Annotated in this window: 18 protein-coding genes; 11 read left to right on the top strand and 7 right to left on the bottom strand. The window is 58.9% G+C overall.

The window, feature by feature from the left end; genetic code table 11:
• The first annotated feature begins 49 nt into the window (after positions 1-49).
• Both E5180_RS03550 and E5180_RS03545 read left to right on the top strand, forming a co-directional pair.
• The gene (locus E5180_RS03550) at positions 50-523 is read left to right on the top strand and encodes an adenylyltransferase/cytidyltransferase family protein (RefSeq protein WP_138923188.1); all 474 of its coding nucleotides are present in this window, start codon (positions 50-52) and stop codon (positions 521-523) included.
• 101 nt (positions 524-624) lie between these two features.
• Positions 625-1,863, top strand: coding sequence for a multidrug effflux MFS transporter (locus tag E5180_RS03545; protein WP_138923187.1), 1,239 nt, complete (start codon positions 625-627; stop codon positions 1,861-1,863).
• A gap of 162 nt (positions 1,864-2,025) precedes the next feature.
• On the opposite strand, the gene E5180_RS03540 is transcribed toward E5180_RS03545, so the two are convergent.
• Both E5180_RS03540 and E5180_RS03535 read right to left on the bottom strand, forming a co-directional pair.
• The gene (locus E5180_RS03540) at positions 2,026-3,327 is read right to left on the bottom strand and encodes a DEAD/DEAH box helicase (RefSeq protein ID WP_138923186.1); all 1,302 of its coding nucleotides are present in this window, start codon (positions 3,325-3,327) and stop codon (positions 2,026-2,028) included.
• Positions 3,328-3,642: 315 nt separating this feature from the next.
• Positions 3,643-4,686 (bottom strand): AbrB family transcriptional regulator, encoded by a 1,044-nt coding sequence (locus E5180_RS03535; protein WP_138923185.1) that lies wholly within the window; start codon positions 4,684-4,686, stop codon positions 3,643-3,645.
• A 133-nt stretch (positions 4,687-4,819) separates the two neighbouring features.
• Here E5180_RS03535 and E5180_RS03530 point away from each other — a divergent pair, with 133 nt between their 5' ends.
• Positions 4,820-5,689 carry a DMT family transporter gene (locus E5180_RS03530; protein WP_138923184.1) on the top strand — a complete coding sequence of 290 codons (870 nt, stop codon included), beginning with the start codon at positions 4,820-4,822 and terminating at the stop codon, positions 5,687-5,689.
• 69 nt (positions 5,690-5,758) lie between these two features.
• Positions 5,759-7,036, top strand: coding sequence for a phosphopyruvate hydratase (gene eno / locus E5180_RS03525; protein ID WP_138923183.1), 1,278 nt, complete (start codon positions 5,759-5,761; stop codon positions 7,034-7,036).
• A gap of 80 nt (positions 7,037-7,116) precedes the next feature.
• Here the strand turns inward: eno and E5180_RS15675 are convergent, their stop codons facing one another.
• Both E5180_RS15675 and E5180_RS03510 read right to left on the bottom strand, forming a co-directional pair.
• Positions 7,117-7,788, bottom strand: a complete 672-nt coding sequence (locus tag E5180_RS15675) for a hypothetical protein (RefSeq protein WP_171048891.1) — start codon at positions 7,786-7,788, stop codon at positions 7,117-7,119.
• A 328-nt stretch (positions 7,789-8,116) separates the two neighbouring features.
• Entirely contained in the window at positions 8,117-9,268 is a 1,152-nt protein-coding gene (locus tag E5180_RS03510) for an anhydro-N-acetylmuramic acid kinase (protein WP_138923182.1), read from the bottom strand.
• Positions 9,269-9,333: 65 nt separating this feature from the next.
• Here E5180_RS03510 and tyrS point away from each other — a divergent pair, with 65 nt between their 5' ends.
• A complete protein-coding gene (gene tyrS / locus E5180_RS03505; protein ID WP_138923181.1) occupies positions 9,334-10,584 on the top strand; it encodes a tyrosine--tRNA ligase in 1,251 nt (416 codons plus the stop codon).
• Between the two features lie 44 nt (positions 10,585-10,628).
• Here the strand turns inward: tyrS and E5180_RS03500 are convergent, their stop codons facing one another.
• From E5180_RS03500 to E5180_RS03490, 3 genes are all read right to left on the bottom strand, one after another.
• Positions 10,629-12,440, bottom strand: coding sequence for an ABC-F family ATP-binding cassette domain-containing protein (locus E5180_RS03500; RefSeq protein ID WP_138923180.1), 1,812 nt, complete (start codon positions 12,438-12,440; stop codon positions 10,629-10,631).
• An 85-nt stretch (positions 12,441-12,525) separates the two neighbouring features.
• Complete coding sequence (locus E5180_RS03495) at positions 12,526-13,275, bottom strand: GNAT family N-acetyltransferase (RefSeq protein WP_138923179.1); 750 nt, start codon at positions 13,273-13,275, stop codon at positions 12,526-12,528.
• Between the two features lie 9 nt (positions 13,276-13,284).
• Complete coding sequence (locus E5180_RS03490) at positions 13,285-13,749, bottom strand: outer membrane protein assembly factor BamE (protein WP_138923178.1); 465 nt, start codon at positions 13,747-13,749, stop codon at positions 13,285-13,287.
• Positions 13,750-13,840: 91 nt separating this feature from the next.
• On the opposite strand from E5180_RS03490, the gene E5180_RS03485 reads away from it, so the two are divergent.
• From E5180_RS03485 to E5180_RS03460, 6 genes are all read left to right on the top strand, one after another.
• Positions 13,841-14,395: a YceD family protein gene (locus tag E5180_RS03485; protein ID WP_171048890.1), complete on the top strand. Its 555-nt coding sequence runs from the start codon at positions 13,841-13,843 to the stop codon at positions 14,393-14,395.
• A gap of 194 nt (positions 14,396-14,589) precedes the next feature.
• Positions 14,590-14,796, top strand: coding sequence for a 50S ribosomal protein L32 (rpmF, locus tag E5180_RS03480; protein WP_093733647.1), 207 nt, complete (start codon positions 14,590-14,592; stop codon positions 14,794-14,796).
• Positions 14,797-14,838: 42 nt separating this feature from the next.
• Entirely contained in the window at positions 14,839-15,915 is a 1,077-nt protein-coding gene (gene plsX / locus E5180_RS03475) for a phosphate acyltransferase PlsX (RefSeq protein ID WP_138923177.1), read from the top strand.
• Positions 15,912-16,883 (top strand): beta-ketoacyl-ACP synthase III, encoded by a 972-nt coding sequence (locus E5180_RS03470; protein WP_138923176.1) that lies wholly within the window; start codon positions 15,912-15,914, stop codon positions 16,881-16,883. Before plsX ends, E5180_RS03470 begins: the two co-directional genes overlap by 4 nt.
• A 96-nt stretch (positions 16,884-16,979) precedes the next feature.
• The gene (ihfA, locus tag E5180_RS03465) at positions 16,980-17,282 is read left to right on the top strand and encodes an integration host factor subunit alpha (RefSeq protein ID WP_093733680.1); all 303 of its coding nucleotides are present in this window, start codon (positions 16,980-16,982) and stop codon (positions 17,280-17,282) included.
• Positions 17,283-17,286: 4 nt separating this feature from the next.
• On the top strand, positions 17,287-18,264 hold the full coding sequence (locus E5180_RS03460; RefSeq protein WP_138923175.1) for a MerR family transcriptional regulator: 978 nt from the start codon (positions 17,287-17,289) through the stop codon (positions 18,262-18,264).
• Position 18,265: the final 1 nt, after the last annotated feature.

The following is an 18,265-nucleotide window of genomic DNA, read 5'->3' as shown; positions in this document are numbered from 1 at the left end:
ATCAGTTGGATAAAGGGGCAAAGACCCCTCTCAGATACGAGCGGGCAGCATGAATTACGATATACCCTTTCCCTTTTTGGGACGCGGGCGGGCGGCGGTGGTGACACCAGCTGCGCCCCCTTCTTTAAGTGCGTTAAAGCGCCCTGTGGCGCGGACGATCCTGACCTATGGCGGATTCGACGGGTTTCATACGGGCCATGGCGATTGGCTTCGTCAACTGTCCCGACTGGGCAGCGATCTGGTCGTCGGATGTCATAGCGACGCGTTTTGCACTCGGTTAGGCCAGCCTGCCCATACGGGCTTTGTCGCCCGTCGCGCGGTGCTGGAACGTTGCCGCTTTGTCTCGCGGGTCATTTCGCTTGAGACATGGGACCAGACCCGCAGCGATATTGTAAATTACAACGTCTCGGTGCTGGCGCTTCCAGAACATATTCGCCTGCCGATGTCAGGGCTGGACGAGATTGTCCAAGTGCTGCGTCTGCCGGTGCGCCGCCGCCAGACAGCGTCACGTTTCAGCGCCTAAGACAGCCGGCGACACACCGTCGATTGCACTATCTGTAAGGCAGACTTATGAAAGGTCGACGGCTGCGCGACGTGGCCCCGCCGACACGATGGAGACCGTGGATGACCGACGACCGACCCGACATCAAGATGAGCCGCCCCGAGTTTGTGGCGCTGATTGCGATGATGTTTGCAATCATCGCGTTTTCAACCGACGCGATGCTGCCTGCCCTGCCACAAATCGGTAACGACCTGTCCCCTATGGATTTGACCAAAGTGCCGTTGATTGTCACCGCGTTCATTCTGGGCATGGGAATGGGCACTTTTGTGACCGGCCCGCTGTCCGATGCTTTTGGACGCAAGAACATCATTTATCTGGGTTCGGCGATCTATATCGCAGGGGCGGTCGTGGCGTGGATCAGCCAATCACTAGAGCTGATGCTGGTGGCCCGGGTCATTCAGGGGATCGGAGCGGCAGGCCCTCGTGTGGTCGCGCTTGCTATTATCCGCGACCTTTATTCAGGAAGGCAGATGGCCAAGATCATGTCTTTTGTGATGATGATCTTTGTGATTGTGCCTGCCTTTGCCCCTGCCATGGGGGCCGTGATTATCGCGCTGTCCGACTGGCGCGGCGTGTTCCTATCTTTCATTGTCTTTTCAATGACTTGTGTCGTCTGGGTTATGCTCCGCCTGCCCGAAACCCTGCCCAAGCACAAGCGCCGCCCGATGCAGATCGGTCTTTTGTGGCGCGCGGTGAAAGAGATTTTCAGCAATCCGATGGTCTGCCTGTCGATCACGGTACAAACCCTTGTGATGGGGTTCTTGTTCTCGACGTTGATGCTGGTCCAGCCGATCTATGATCAGGTTTATGACCGCGCCGAGAGCTTTCCGTTTTGGTTCGGCGTTGCGGCGCTGATCTCTGGCACCTCGAGCTTGCTGAATGCGTTACTGGTTGTGCGATTGGGGATGCAGCGGATCGTGACACTGGCGCTGGGGCTGCAAATCGTGCTGTCAGGACTGATGCTGGGCCTTGGTCTGGGTGATCTACCCGAGCCCTATGGCTTTGTGTTTTTCCTAATGTGGCAGGCGTCGCTGTTCTTTCAGGTAGGGCTGGTGATGGGCAACCTTAACGCTCTGGCGATGGAGCCTTTGGGCCATATCGCGGGGATGGCCGCATCGGTCATCGGGGCGGTGTCGACGGTCATGGCGGCAGTGCTTGCCTCGGCCATCGGGATGACGTTCAACGGGACGATCACACCGCTGATTGGCGCCGTGTTGGTGCTGGCAACGATTGCTTTTGCGCTGATGCTGCTTCTCGGGCGGGTGGTCGACCGACAGCCGGTGACGGAACCTGCGGAATAGGCTAAGCGACTGCGCTTGTCCAAAGCGGGTAGGTTTCGCCCTGCGGGCGAGGATTTAAAGCCATTTGGAAGCTGCAGTGTCGGCTAAGGCATATGGCCCAAAGCAAAAGGGGCACCGCGGATAGCGGTGCCCCTTTTATCATTTCATAACGGTTTGGCGACGTTAGGCCGCTTTTTGAGTGCTGGGTTTGCGCCGGCGCCGTGCTGCGCCGGCGGGTTTGCCCGCGCCGCCACCATTGCCACCACCGCCATTACCACCGCCACCGCCACCGCTTGGGCGACCTCCACGACCGCGGCCGCCGCGGCCTTTCGGTTTTACGGGTTCATCAATCGCTTCCCATGGACGACCAGAGGCCACCGGGATCGAAATCTTCATAGTCTTCTGGATGTCTTTCAACTCGCCCATCTCGTCGGGAGCGCAGAACGCGATGGCCGCGCCATCTTTGCCCGCCCGCGCCGTCCGGCCGATACGGTGGACATAGTTGTCCGGCACGTTGGGCAGTTCGTAGTTATAGACGTGTTTGACGTCCGGGATATCCAAACCGCGTGCGGCAACATCTGTTGCCACAAGCACAGTGACTTCGCCCTTTTTGAAGGAATCAATCGCGCGGTCCCGTTGACCCTGGCTTTTGTTGCCGTGGATCGACGCGGCTTTAAAGCCCGATTTGACCAGATCTTTCATCAGCTTTTCACAGCCGTGTTTGGTGCGTCCGAAAACCAGCGCACGTTCTTCGGTGTGTTTGCCAAGCAGTTCGATCAACAAAGACTTTTTCTCGGCTTTGGCAATAAAGTGCACTTCTTGGGTGACCTTGTCCGCCGCCTTGCCCGGAGGCGAGACTTCGATCCGGATCGGGCTGTTGAGGTAGCTGTTGGCGATCTCGTTCATCAGCTTGGGCATGGTGGCCGAGAACAGCATCGTCTGGCGTTCTTTGGGCAGCACCGCCGCGATCTTGCGCAGATCGTGGATAAAGCCCATGTCGAGCATCTGGTCCGCTTCGTCCAGCACAAGGAACGTCGTCTTGTGCAGCAGCACCGCACGGCGGTCCATCAGGTCAAGCAGACGGCCCGGTGTGGCCACCAAAAGGTCAACGCCGCGTTCCATCCGTTTGATCTGCGGGTTGATCGACTGACCCCCTACGATCATCATGGTCTTCAGCTGGGTGCCTTCGCAGAAGCCCTTGAGGTTCTCCATGATCTGGTTGGCTAGTTCACGTGTCGGTGCCAACACCAGTCCGCGCACGGTGCGCGGTTCGGGGCGGGCTTCGCGTTCCAGCATCTGCGCGATCAGCGGGATACCAAAGGCCGCGGTCTTGCCGGTGCCGGTCTGTGCCAGACCCATCACGTCACGGCCGTTCATCCCGTGGGGGATCGCCTGTTTCTGGATCGGGGTCGGGTCGGTCATGCCCATGTTGGTCAATGCTTTGACCAGACGGCGCGGCAGGCCCATCATTTCAAAATCGCTCATAGTATTGTCGTCTTTCCGCGGAAAACAGGCATTGCGCCTTCCCGCCATAGCAGTCACGCGGGCCCTAACTCTCGAGGGAGGCCGCGAGGGACGCAAAGCAGATCGCAGGGGGCAGCCTAGTGCCAACACCCTGTCTGTTGCGCTTGGCCCCACGCGTGATTTTGGGAACATCGGCGGCCTTTTGTTCAGCACTCATACGAACCGGCGACTAAAGATCGACGGGTCAAGGCTGGTCTGCTCACGCGGCAGAAGGCATCGCTTGCGCCCCAGATGGGCTGTTTGGGCGGCAAAGTCAACGGGGCTGTGAAAAATTGCCTAGCGCGGTGCGCTGCGTGCCAGCATCAACGGCAAAACGGCGCTTAGGATGAACAGGCGCATCATATGGCAGGCCGCGACAAACCCCGGGCTGATGCCCAACACGCTGCCCATAGCGATCATTGTCTCGAAGCCGCCGGGCGCAAACGCTACGAGGATATGCGCCAGCGGCATACCAAGCGCCAAGGCAACGGGGATCGCGCCGACCATCGCCAGCCCCACCGCAAGACAGGTCACGGAAAGCCCGGCGGCAAGCCCTTTGGTCAGATCATCAAGGCGCACACCCGAGAACCGTGTGCCGATCATTGCCCCAAGCACGATATAGGCCGGCATCACCAGCCACATCGGCAGCACACCCGGTGCAATATCCGTCACATGCGTAAGGGACGACACCAGCATCGGTCCGATCAGCATCGGCGCGGGCACCCGTATGCGCCCCAGCAGCAGCCCTGCCCCGACCGACAAGCCGGCCATGACCGCGAGTGTGATGGCCCCCATTACAGCGCCGTCGGGTACGATGGTCCCGCCAAGGTCCACTCCCATTGCGAGCGCGACGAACGGCACAACTAGCGTCAGGGACAACAGCCGCACCGACTGCGTTGTCGAGATACGGACCACGTTGTCGCTGCCTTCGGCCGCCATCGCCAAGACAAAGCTGAGATGTCCGGGAGCCGACGCAAGCAGTGCCGCGCGTCGGTCAAAGCCGAAAAACCGTGACAAAAGCCACCGGCTGAGCACAAGCATCGCCCAAACCAGCACCGCCATCACCACAAATGCTAAGGGCCAGCGCAGCATCGCATCGACCGCATTGTGATCGAACCCGGCCCCGACCGACAGGCCAATGACCACAAAGCAGACATTGCGCAGCGACAGCGCAATTCCCATCCGCGCACCTGCCAGACCCGCAAGAGACACCAGCACGGCTGGCCCCAGCAACATGTAAATGGGGGCATTCAATAGCCAGCCGAACCCCGCGCCGAGGACACCGATAAAGACGGTCAGAACGCTGGTCAGTATATCGGACGGAGGGCGCGGCAATTTCATGCGCTTGTGCTATCAGGTGACCCGGACCCCCGCCAGTCCCGGCCCCGTAAAACGACCGGGGCTTGCACATCTCCTGACAAAGGGACATGCATCCTCCGAAGATATTTAGAACGATTGTATGAAGGGATACGAAATGGATAATCTGCGCGGCGCTTTGATCATGGTGCTGTCGATGCTGGGCTTTGCCATTGAGGACATGTTCATCAAGCTGATCGGGACAGATATCCCGATTGGGCAGATTATCTTTTTGTTGGGGACCGGCGGGGCCATTTGTTATGGCGCGATGGTGTTGATCAAGGGTCAGTCGCTGGTAGATCGCGCCATGATGACCCGCCCTATCCTGCTGCGGGCCTTGGGCGAAATTATCGGGACCTTGGGCTTCGTATCGGCCATTGTGCTGACGCCGATCTCTTCGGCCTCGGCTATCTTGCAAGCTACCCCGTTGGTGGTCACCCTCGGGGCGGCGTTGTTTCTGGGCGACCCTGTCGGTTGGCGCCGGTGGAGCGCTATTTTAGTAGGCATGTTCGGCGTCTTGCTGGTTATCCGCCCGGGAATGGACAGCTTTCAAGCCTTGTCACTGCTTGCGGTTCTGGGCGTTCTGGGATTGTCCTTGCGGGATCTGGCGACACGGCGCGTGCCCAGATCGACGTCAACATTTCAATTGTCCTTTCTAGCGTTTCTGGCGCTGGTCCCCTCCAGCCTGCTGTACATGCTGGGCACCGGAACATCATTCGTACCCATGTCCGGGACACAATGGATTTTTATGGCAGCCGCGCTAACGACAGGGCTGGTCGCGTATTATGGCATCGTGGCTGCGATGCGGATCGGTGAAATCAGTTTTGTCACACCGTTCCGCTATGCACGGCTGCTGTTTGCCATGGTGGTCGGGATCACAATCTTTGGGGAACGCCCTGATCTGCTGACCTATGTTGGCGCAACCATCATTGTTGGCTCGGGCATCTATACGGTATGGCGTGAGCGAAAGGTCAAAGAACAGGCCTGAATACTTTCAATCCTCCCCTCGGCGCGGTAAACCGCTGCGCAATTGTCATCTGCAAAAGGATAGCCCCTTATGAGCACGATCATCGACATCCACGCCCGCGAAATCATTGACAGCCGGGGCAACCCCACGGTGGAGGTCGACGTGACGCTTGAAGACGGCACCATGGGCCGCGCCGCAGTCCCGTCGGGGGCGTCGACCGGTGCCTATGAAGCCGTCGAGCGCCGCGATGGCGACAAGGCCCGCTATATGGGTAAAGGCGTGCTGGAAGCCTGTGCGTCGGTCAACGGCGAGATCGCGGACGCACTGGTCGGCATTGACGCGACAGAGCAGGTCGAAATTGACGGCACCATGATCGAGCTTGACGGCACCGAAAACAAGTCGCGCCTGGGGGCAAATGCCATTCTGGGCGTGTCGTTGGCCGCTGCAAAGGCCGCCGCGGATTACTGCTCCCAACCGCTGTATCGCTATGTCGGCGGCACCTCTGCGCGGATGCTGCCCGTGCCGATGATGAACATCATCAACGGCGGCGAACATGCTGATAATCCTATCGATATTCAAGAGTTCATGATCATGCCCGTTGCGGCTGAAAACATCCGCGACGCGGTGCGCATGGGCTCCGAAGTGTTCCACACGCTGAAAAAAGAGCTTTCGGCCGCGGGTCTGTCCACCGGTATCGGTGACGAAGGCGGCTTCGCACCCAACATTAGCTCCACCCGCGATGCGCTTGATTTTATTTTGAAATCTATTGAAAAAGCAGGCTACAAACCCGGTGAGGAGATTTATCTCGCGCTGGATTGCGCGGCGACAGAATACTTCAAGGACGGCAGCTATGTTCTTTCTGGCGAAGGAAAAACCCTGTCCAGCGCCGAGAATGTGGATTATCTGGCCGCGCTTTGTGCCGACTATCCGATCATCTCTATCGAAGACGGCATGTCCGAAGATGACTGGGACGGCTGGAAGCTGCTGACCGATCGTTTGGGTGACAAGATTCAACTGGTGGGCGACGATTTGTTCGTGACCAATCCCGAACGTCTGGCCCAAGGCATCAAGCGCGGCTCTGCCAATTCGATGTTGGTCAAGGTCAACCAGATCGGCACGTTGTCCGAGACGCTGAAAGCGGTCGACATGGCACACCGTGCAGGTTTTACCAACGTGATGTCCCACCGGTCGGGCGAAACAGAGGACGCGACGATCGCGGATCTTGCTGTGGCGACCAACTGCGGGCAGATCAAAACCGGCTCGCTCGCGCGGTCCGACCGGTTGGCAAAGTACAACCAGCTGATCCGCATCGAAGAATCGCTGGGCGTGACGGCGGAATACGCTGGCCGCTCCATCCTCAAGGGCTGATCTTTGCCGACAGGCGTTGTCCTATAAATAACGAAAGCGCGCCCCCAAAAGGCGCGCTTTTTTAATGGCTGGTCGGATAATCAGCTTTGGATCTGCCGCAGCAACCCTGACTTCGTGAACCCGAGCCGGATACTATCCGTTGCGCGCTTCGGGACCGGCATATGGATCTGAATGGTCCGAGGTGCCGCGCCAAATGCAACATTCATGCGGATGGTCGCCACGAATTTGCCCTGCGCCGCAGGGCGCACATCTTCGATCATACCAACGACCTGCCGGTCTGATGTCATTACCGTTGCACCCAACGCGGCTTGGATTGGTACCGCCGATCCGGAAAGGCCTGCAACACCGCCCCCGGAGCTTTGCGATCCAGCCGAGGCCGTAGCCGTGGCACCATTTGCACCTCCGGTCCCGCCGCCCGTCGTACCGCCGTTGCCTGCTGTCGTGCCACCACCAGTAGAACCGCCGCCGGTTGAACCTCCGCCGCTTGAACCGCCAGTGCTGCCGACGCTTACACCCGCACCGACACCGGCGACGGAATCGCCGCCAACAGAGGCACCTGCCCCCGCGCCAACGTTGCCTACGCTAGCACCGACACCCGCGTCCGCGACAGAGCCGTGGCCGACGCTGGCCCCCGCACCGACACCGACGCCGCCTACGCTTGCACCCACACCCACTTCCAACGCAAAGGCCGATGTCGCGATGAATACCGTCGCAACCGAAGCCGCGGTGCTTTTGAAAAATATACTCGTCATGGTCACTCTCCTTTTTGATGAGGAGCGGCGCGAGCAAAGCCCTCACTTTATGCACGACCGCTCTGAGGTAGTACACGTCAGGGTAGCGTCACTCGAATCTCTGGCAAGGAAACAGACTGTTGACAGAATTCGATTGTGCATCTGTGCAACAGGGGGCTGCGCGCAGATATTCCTGCCGGATACAGGTGACCTATTCGGGAGAAATGGATTTCAATTCTACTTTGGCACGTACAGTACCATCGCGAATCGGTACATTTTTTATACTGTCAAGCCAAAAGCCTACATCTAAACGCCGCCTTCACTACAGCGCTGCACCACAGAACAAAGGTTATTCTAAAGGGTGGTTTGCCTCGGCTGGTAGGCTCAAGGTGCCGCCCCCGACAGCGGCCCGCACCCCTGTGGTCCCGGGGCAAGAGGTCGGCAGCCCCCGCGCCACCCGCACTGCAAGATAGCCGAACGCCTGTGCCTCAAGCATGTCGCCATCTAGCCCGATTTCCTCGATCGGAACGACGGGACAATCCAGACTCACACTGAGCATCTGCATCAACACAGGGTTGTGCCGCCCGCCGCCGGTGACCAACACGCGGTCCGGCAAGCGCGGGCAATGCTGCATCGCCTCGGCCACGCCGGCGGCACACATGGCCGTCAGGGTTGCAGCCGCGTCCGCGTCGGACAGCTCGGTCACTAGCGCCACCATCTCCTCGAAATCATTCCGGTCCAGCGACTTTGGCGGCATTCGCGCGAAATAAGGCTCCGCCAGAAACAGCTCCAGCGCGCCCGTCTCAACCTGTCCGCGCGCAGCAATCCTGCCGCCCTCGTCAAAGGGCAGCCCAAGGCGCGTCTGCATCAGGTCATTGATGGGCGCATTGGCGGGGCCGGTGTCAAATGCCAGTAGGGCCCCATCGGTTTCGGGCAAAGGCAGCGCCGGATCAACCCACGTCAGGTTTCCCACGCCACCGAGGTTCAGAAAGGCGACCGGCCCGGTCAGCCCCGCATAGCGGGCGCAGGCGTGGTGAAAGAACGGCGCAAGCGGCGCACCCTCTCCGCCCAAATGCACATCGGCGCTGCGAAAATCCCAAATCACGGGCAACCCCATATGATCCGCCAACGCGGCCCCGTCGCCGACCTGCAACGTCCCCTGCATCCGCGGCGCATGGGCCAGCGTCTGACCGTGAAAACCGATCAGATCAACGTCGGTATAATTAGCCAATGCCTCAAGGTGTGCAGCTTCGACCACTTGCGTCGCCGCTGATACTTCTGGCCCCGACCATTTGCCAAAACCGGCAGCGATGGTGCGGCGCTCTGTCTCGGAATAGCTGCGGTAGCTTGAGGTGCCGAACCCGATGATATCGCGCCCGTCCGTCTCGATCACAGCGACATCCACCCCGTCCAACGACGTGCCGCTCATCGCCCCTGCGGCGCGCAGCGGGCCTGTTTTTGCAATCCGTGTCGGGGTTCTTGCCCCTTGGGCCTTATTCATGGCCTTTTCCTTTGTCTGCTCAGCACCTATAGAGTGCACCACCACCCAAGCTGAGGGCAAGCACCATGACATACCACCCCAAATCCGATTTCATCCGCATCATGATGGAGCGCGGCTTTCTCGCCGATTGTACGGACTATCAGGGCCTTGATGACGCGCTGATGAAAGGGGCTGTGCCTGCCTATATCGGCTATGACGCGACAGCGAAATCCCTTCATGTGGGGCATCTGATGAATATCATGGTGCTGCGCTGGTTGCAGAAATGCGGCGGCAAACCGATCACCCTGATGGGCGGCGGCACCACCAAAGTGGGCGATCCGTCGTTCCGGTCGGATGAACGCCCCCTGCTCGACAACGCCGCCATCGACGCCAACATTTCTGGCATGCAGCAGGTGTTCGGAAAATACCTGTCGTATGGCGACGCTGACAGCGATGCGATCATGCTGAACAACGCTGAATGGCTTGATAATCTGAACTACCTCGAATTCCTGCGCGACATCGGCCGGCATTTCAGCGTTAACCGCATGCTGTCGTTCGAAAGTGTGAAATCGCGTCTTGATCGCGAACAGTCGCTGTCCTTCCTCGAATTCAACTACATGATCCTGCAAGCCTATGATTTCCTTGAATTGAACCGCCGCTATGGCTGCTTGTTGCAGATGGGCGGATCGGATCAATGGGGCAATATCGTCAACGGCATCGACTTGACCCGCCGCGTGCTGGACCAAGAGATCTACGGCCTGACCACGCCCTTGCTCACCACCAGCGATGGCCGCAAAATGGGTAAATCCCAGGGCGGCGCGATCTGGCTGAATGGCGATATGCTGTCGCCCTACGAGTTCTGGCAGTTCTGGCGCAATACGACTGATGCGGACACCGGCAAGTTTCTCAAAATCTTTACCGAGCTGTCTGTCGAAGAATGTGACCGTCTGGGAGCTTTGGAAGGGTCCGACATCAACGCCGCCAAGATCATCCTCGCCAATGAGGTGACGACGCTGCTGCACGGCGCAGAGGCGGCCAAAACCGCCGAAGCCACGGCGCACGAAGTGTTCGAAAAAGGCGGTGTCGGCGATGACCTACCAACCCTGACGCTCAGTGCTGCCGACATCGGCGATGGTATCTCTATCGTTCAGCTGATTGTGAAATCCGGTCTGGCGGGGTCGGGTAAAGAGGCAAAGCGTCTGATCACCGAAAACGGTGCCCGCTACAATGACGCCCCGCTGACAGATGCGGGCCTGATCGTCGACGCCGCCACGCTGGCCACACCGATCAAGCTGAGCGCGGGCAAAAAACGCCACGCGCTGGTACAACTGGGTTAAGCTCTCAGAAGTATGCGAGGGGGGCGGGCGCGCCCTGCCCCCCCTTAGCTTTCGGCTTTCTCTTCCAGCATAAGCCACTCGGCCTCTGCATCTTGCAGCTTTTCATTCCGCTCGACCAAAGCATCGGTCGCTTTTTGGAACTTCACCGGATGCTCGGAATACAGCGTCGGGTCGCTCATCAATTCTTCGAGCTTTGCGATCTCGGCTTCCAGACGTTTCATCTCTGCCGGCAACGCCTCAAGCCGGTGCTTTTCTGTAAAGCTCAGCCCCGATTGCGCTGCGGCCCTGGGCTTCTCGCCTTTGGCCGATGGTTTTGATTTGGCTACAACGCTTTGGTCAAAGTCGTCCTGCTGGCGCTGTGCCAGATAATCTGTCCAGCCGCCGGCATAAACCGTCGCCTTGCCGTCACCTTCCATCGCGATGGTGGTCGCGGCAACGCGGTCCAGAAAGTCACGGTCGTGGCTGACCAGCAGCACAGTCCCGTCATAGGTCGACAGCAATTCCTGCATGAGATCAAGCGTTTCGACGTCCAGGTCGTTGGTTGGTTCATCGAGCACAAGCATGTTGCTGGACCGCGCCATAATCTTAGCCAGCAGTAACCGCGCCTTTTCACCCCCCGACAACGACCGCACAGGTGCCCGTGCTTGCCCCTCGTCAAAGAGAAATTCTTTCAGATAGCCAACCACGTGTTTCGGCTGCCCGCGCACCAGAATCTGGTCCGCCTTGCCCGACACGCGCATTTCAGGGTCGCCCGTCAGACTGTCCCATAGGGTCATATCCCCGTCGAGCTGCGCGCGCGCCTGATCAAACAGCGCAATCTCGAGGTTGGTGCCTTGCTTGATCTCACCGCCGTCAGGCTGCTCTTTTCCGATCAGCATGTTCAGCAAAGTGGTTTTACCCACACCGTTTGGCCCGACCAAAGCAATGCGGTCCCCGCGCTGGATCGTGATATCAAACGGACGCAGAATCGTCTTGTCGCCATAAGCCTTGGTGATGCCAATGGCCTCGACCACCTTGCGGCCAGACTTTGGCCCTGCCTCAAGCGACATGGCTGCTGTGCCCTGACGCTTGATCTGGCCGGCACGTTCTGCACGCAGGTCTTGCAAGGCGCGCACGCGGCCTTGGTTGCGCTTGCGCCGCGCTGAAATGCCCTCGACAGCCCACCGCGCTTCCGACTTGATCTTGCGGTTCAGCTTGTGGCGCTGCATGTCCTCTTCTTCCCACATCTGGTCGCGCCAGGCTTCGAACCCGCCGAAACCGATATCCTGACGACGGACAACGCCCCGATCGACCCAAAGCGTCGCACGGGTCAATTCGCGTAGGAACGCCCTATCGTGAGAAATGATAACAAATGCCGCACGGGTCGCCTTCAGCTCGTCTTCAAGCCAGCGGATCGCCTCGATATCCAGGTGGTTCGTCGGCTCGTCCAGCAACATCAACTCCGGCTCGGATGCCATCAGACGTGCAAGTGCCGCGCGACGACGCTCCCCGCCAGAGGCGGTGCTCACGGGGCGTGCAGGGTCGAACTTCAACCCTTCGCCCGCACGTTCGACCTTATACATCTCGGATGCATCCAGTCCGTGTGCTGCGAAATCGCCCAATGTCTCGAACCCGGTAAGATCCGGGTCCTGCTCCATATAGCCAACCGAAACGCCTGGTCCGACGATCACATCACCGCTATCGGCTTCGATCAATCCGGCCATGACCTTCATGAGGGTGGATTTACCAGATCCGTTCCGGCCCACCAGCGCCAAACGGTCGCCGGATTGAACCACAAGGGACATGTCTTCGAATACGGGATCGCCGCCGAAAGTCAGCGAGATCTCGTTTACTTGTAAAAGGGGTGCGCGTGCCATGACAGCCAGCTAGCGTCGTGCCGCGTCAGCGTCAATGACCCCTGTTCCAAATGGGCTAAAATCCTCGCCGAAGGCATGAAATCTCTTAGGCGGTACCGCGCAGCAAACGTTTGCGCCCCTCGGGGATCGCCGCGATCTCGAGCCCGGTGAACACATGCAGCGTTTTCATCTGCCGGTCGATCACCGCATGATCGCTGACCCAGCCGCCCATCATCAGGTAACTGCGCAGCAAGGCCGGAAGCATCTGAAGTGCAGCCTTCTCGGCAGGTTTGTCCAGCTGCCCCTTTGCAAAACCCACCGTCTCGGGGGCTTTAACCTGCGGCCGCCATACCTGAGGTGCAAGGTGACGGTCCTGCAGCAAGCTCATGACATCACGATAAGGAGCCGGATCAGTGCCGCGGAAAGACGTGCACCCAAACAGCAGCGTTACCGCATGGGCGTCAACAACCTGCGCCAGCGCGGCCCAAGCCATACGCACCACGTCAGGATCCCGCACCTCCGGTGCCAGACAGAACCGACCCAGTTCCATCATCGGGCCGTCAAAACCTGCAAGTTTGGTCAGATCGTAAAACTGCGCCGCATAGCTTTGGTCTAGCGACGCGCCCTCCATCACCCCGATACGGTAACAACACAGCAGTTCGCCGCTGCCTTGATCACGCACGAGGATATGATGCTTTTTCGCGTCGAACCCGTCACTATCGTGCGTTTCATCCAAACCAAAGGCCCGTGCACGCAACGCCTGCGCGGCATCGATATCTTGTGGCGAGGTCGCACAATAGGCTCGGTACGGACCGCGCACGAGCGGCTCCAGTACAGCGCCGCACAGCACCGTCATAGCCTTGCCCTAGCCGGCCAGTGCCGCGGGGTTAAGACGTCCAATATTACCGAAAAGCTGACGGATAAAGGATTTGTCAGAAATCGGAGAACTGGTCACGCGACGATCAAGCGTGACGACATTACCGCGCTCGAGCCCAAACCGTTCGACGTTCTGCACCACACCGTTCCCGTCAAAGCTCACAGCCACCACTTCGCGCTCTGTTTCGCGCGGTGCCATGAACCACATTGCCTGACGGCGCGACCGGACATAGTAATAGCCCGAATTGGTCAACAGGCCCGCCGATGCAGGCACACCCACGGTTTCGGCCACAGTGTCGCGCGTATCCTGACCGACGGTGATCTTCGACAGATCTTCTTGCGGCGGGATATACCCGTGGTTGCTATATTGAGGGGAGCAGGCCCCGAGCGTTAGACCAGCAGCGAGAACTGTGGCGGTCAGCAGTGTCTTTTTGACATGGCGGTCGATACGCATTCTTGGTGCCCTCTTGCCCTTGGGGATCATGGCTTTTATCTCGCATACACTAAGCACGCCCCATGGTTCAAGAAACGAAAGTACCCCTAACATGTCTCGCACGCCCCCAAGCCCCACAGCATTGCGCGTCGCAGAGCTGTCGCAGAATGCGCAAACCCCTTTCTCCCTGCGCCCTGACGCCGACAGCTTGCGCAAAATCGCGGAAGAACTCGATCTCTCAGCGCTACGTAAACTCTCGTTCGAAGGGCGGCTCAAGGCGCTCGGGCGCAGTGACTGGCAGCTCGAAGCCCGTTTGGGTGCCACCGTGGTGCAGCCCTGTGTCGTCACGCTCGAGCCGGTTCAAACCCGGATAGACGTTGATATCACGCGTTTATTTGTCCAAGACTACGAGCAGCCCGAAGAAACCGAAGTCGAGATACCAGAGGATGACCGTACCGAACCTCTGGGTGCCTGGATCGACCCCGCCGTTATCATGATAGAGGCGCTGGCACTGGAAGTTCCCGAATACCCCCGCGCCGACGGGGCTGAACTGGGTCAAGCCGTCTACACCAAGCCCGGCGAGGCCCCAATGACCGATGAAGACGCCCGCCCGTTCGCCGGTCTGGCTGATCTAAAGGACCAGCTAAAGGACAGTAACGGCGAATAACCCTGTCGGTTTGGGTGAATAAGGGTTGCTTCGGCAGTTTTTCGCAGTATTTTGCGCCCTTCACCCCAATTAAGGTTGGACATCGGATAGGCTTCGGCCTAAACGCACGTCACGCCCAAACCGGGAGTTGATCTGAAACACGGTCGTCTTTGGCAGGAAGCCGATGAACGACCCCGAAGGCAAAGGCACCAGACATGGCTGTCCAACAGAATAAAGTTTCCAAATCGCGTCGCAACAACCGCCGCGCGCACGATTCGCTGACTGCAGCGAACCCCAACGAATGCACCAACTGTGGTGAGCTCAAGCGCCCACACCACATCTGCGCTGCATGCGGTCACTATGACGACAACGAAGTTGTTTCTCTGAACGAAGAGATCGACCTCGACGAAGACGCAGCGTAAGCTCGTTACGTCAATCGCAGTTCATAAGAGGCATCGCACCAGATGACGGCCACGTCCGATCAGCCTAGCGCGAGTACTCAGCGCACCCTAATCTCAGTTGATGCGATGGGGGGCGATCAGGGCCCGGCAATCGTTGTTGCCGGGTGTTCTGCGTCCGCGCTCAAGAATCCCGATATCAGCTTTATCCTGCACGGCCCTGCCGACACGCTGGAACCGCTGGTGGCCAAGCGCCCCGAACTTAAAGGGCGCTGCACCATTCGGGATGCCCAAGGGGTTGTCACTATGGATGACAAACCCAGCAACGTTGTACGCAATGGCAAGGACACCTCGATGTGGTCCGCCATCGAATCCGTGCGCAACAAAGAGGCCTCTGTCGCAGTAAGCTGCGGCAACACCGGCGCGCTGATGGCGCTGTCGATGATCCGCCTGAAAAAGCTGCCGGGCGTCAACCGCCCTGCCATTGCCGTGCTTTACCCGTCGACCAACCCGCAAGGGTTCAATGTGTTGCTGGACGTGGGTGCGGATGTGCGTGCGGATGCCGATGATCTGTTGCGCTATGCGTTGATGGGGACATCTTATGCCCGTAACGGCATGGATATCGAACGCCCGCGCATCGGCCTGCTGAATGTCGGTACCGAAGAACACAAAGGCCGGACCGAGCTGAAAGAAGCCCACGAATTGATTCGCGACGCTGCAGATGAAGCGGGCTTTGATTTCGTCGGTTTCGTCGAAGGCGGCGATATCGCGGGCAATGCCGCGGATGTGATCGTCACGGACGGATTTACTGGTAATATCGCGATCAAGACTGGCGAAGGTACCGCCACGCTGATCGGGTCAGGTTTACGCCAAGCGTTCAAAAACTCGATCTGGTCCCGTGCGGCTTCGTTGTTTGCCTACAGCTCGCTGCGCCGCGTCAGCAAACGCTTTGACCCGAGAAACGTAAACGGCGGCGTGTTTCTGGGCTTGAACGGAACTGTTGTGAAATCCCACGGGGCAGCTGATGCCAAAGGGGTTTCATCAGCGATCAAGCTGGCCGCGCGATTAGCGGAAAGTGAATTTACACATCGTCTGGCCGCGCGTGTGGCCTCAGCAAAGCCGACGAAAGAGACCGAAGAATGACAAAAAGAGCCGTCGTAATTGGTGCCGGACACTACCTCCCGGAACGTATTGTCGAAAACGCAGAGTTTGAAGGCAAGATCGACACCACTGACGAATGGATCAGGTCACGCTCTGGAATCGAACGCCGCCACTTTGTCGGCGAAGGCGAAACCACATCGACGATGGCAACTGCTGCCGCCAAGGCCGCGCTGGCTGATGCAGGTAAAACAGCCGCAGATGTCGATGCTGTCATCGTCGCCACCTCTACCCCCGATCTTACGTTCCCGTCTGCCGCCACGATGGTGCAGGCCCAGCTTGGTATGGAACGTGGCTTTGCCTTTGATGTTCAGGCCGTTTGTGCGGGCTTTGTCTATGCCTTGGCCAATGCCAACGCGCTTATTGTTTCCGGGCAAGCCGACCGCGTGCTCGTCATCGGGTCCGAGACCTTTTCGAAAATCATGGACTGGACCGATCGCAGCACCAGCGTCCTGTTCGGCGACGGTGCTGGCGCGATCCTGCTCGAGGCACAGACTGGCGAAGGCACTTCGGATGACCGCGGTGTCCTGTCGATCGACCTGAACTCTGACGGGCGCTACAAAGATCTGCTGTATGTCGACGGCGGCATCAGCACGGGCACCACCGGCTATCTGCGGATGCAAGGGAATCAGGTGTTCCGCCACGCGGTTGAAAAGCTCGCCGCCTCGGCAACTACCGCGATGGAGCGCGCCGGCGTGGCGCCGGATGAGGTTGACTGGATTGTTCCTCATCAGGCGAATATCCGTATTATTCAAGGCACTGCCAAGAAACTGAACCTGTCGATGGATAACGTCGTCGTAACGGTTCAAGACCACGGCAACACCTCAGCTGCATCGATTCCGCTGGCTCTTTCAGTCGGACAAGAGCGCGGCCAGATCAAGAAAGGCGACCTGCTGGTCACCGAAGCGATCGGCGGCGGGCTTGCATGGGGCGCAGTGGTTCTGCGCTGGTAAGCGGCTTTTCTTCGCGCGAACAGCACGTTACGTCCCATAGTTGTTGACTTGCGGAAAAATGACAGCCTATGCTGCTTAAAACACATGGGGGAAGTTATGGCCGACAAGACGTTGACCCGAATGGATTTAAGCGAAGCAGTTTTTCGTGAAGTAGGTCTTTCCCGCAATGAAAGCGCACAGCTTGTCGAATCTGTGCTGGATCATATGTCCGACGCGCTGGTCGACGGCGAGCAGGTCAAAATTTCCTCTTTTGGTACTTTCTCTGTGCGGGATAAATCGGCCCGCGTGGGTCGGAACCCTAAAACCGGCGAAGAGGTTCCGATTAACCCGCGCCGCGTTCTGACATTCCGCCCGTCCCATCTGATGAAGGACCGGGTTGCAGACGGGAACAAGCGATAACCTGATGCCCAAGTCCCCGGATGCATTCCGAACCATCTCAGAAGTTGCAGAGTGGCTTGAAATTCAGGCCCATGTTCTGCGTTTCTGGGAGAGCAAGTTCACACAGGTCAAACCGATCAAACGCGCAGGCGGGCGGCGATATTATCGCCCCAACGATATGCTGCTGCTTGGCGGGATCAAACGTTTGCTGCACGAAGACGGGCTGACGATCAAAGGCGTTCAGAAAGTCCTGCGCGAGGAAGGCATGGGCCATGTCGCCGCGCTTTCCGCCCCTCTTGAAGGTGTCACCCCAGAGGATCTGACCACGGCAGGCGACACCATCGACATGGCACCGATGCACGAAGATGCAGAGCAGCCCCATGAAGGCGTTGTGCTTGCGTTCGAATCGCGCGCGGGCAAAGCTTCAAAAGGTTCAGACCCACAACAAACCCCAGTTTCCGAGGTGCCAGAGCCACCGACGGCGGAAGCTGACAACTCATCTTCTACTCCGCCAGTCGAGAGCGAAGCACCCGCCGAAGCAGAGCCTACCCCATCCGCGCTGGATAAAGGCATCGACGAAGACCTGCCAAGTTTCTTGCGCCATCCGATGACCTCTGCACCCGTGCCGCCAAGCGACAACACGCCTGACGAAGCGCCTGCTGCACCGCAAGCGGCGGCACCAGTCGAAGATGAAACGGCCAAGACACCTGCCCCATCTGCGCTACCGCCAGAGGCAGATATTGATCATAGCGCCGCCAACATCTTTGAGGATGACGAGGATCAAGAAGAACCACTCGAGGCTGGCCCCAAGCCGCGCGTGATCGACCTGCCCCCGCTGCTAGCAGAAGACGCGTTCCCGGCGAAACCCTCTGTGCTGTCTGCGGCGTTGATGTGCCGCAATCTGCCACATGAATCGGCTCAGGATATTGCGCCATTGCTTAACCGCTTGGCCGAATTGCGTGATTCCATGCGCGCTGATGTGCTGCGTCGTACAAAAGTCTAAG

The organism is Sulfitobacter sp. BSw21498, assembly GCF_006064855.1.
Taxonomy (GTDB): Bacteria; Pseudomonadota; Alphaproteobacteria; order Rhodobacterales; family Rhodobacteraceae; genus Sulfitobacter.
This window is presented reverse-complemented; position numbering and strand designations above follow the sequence as displayed.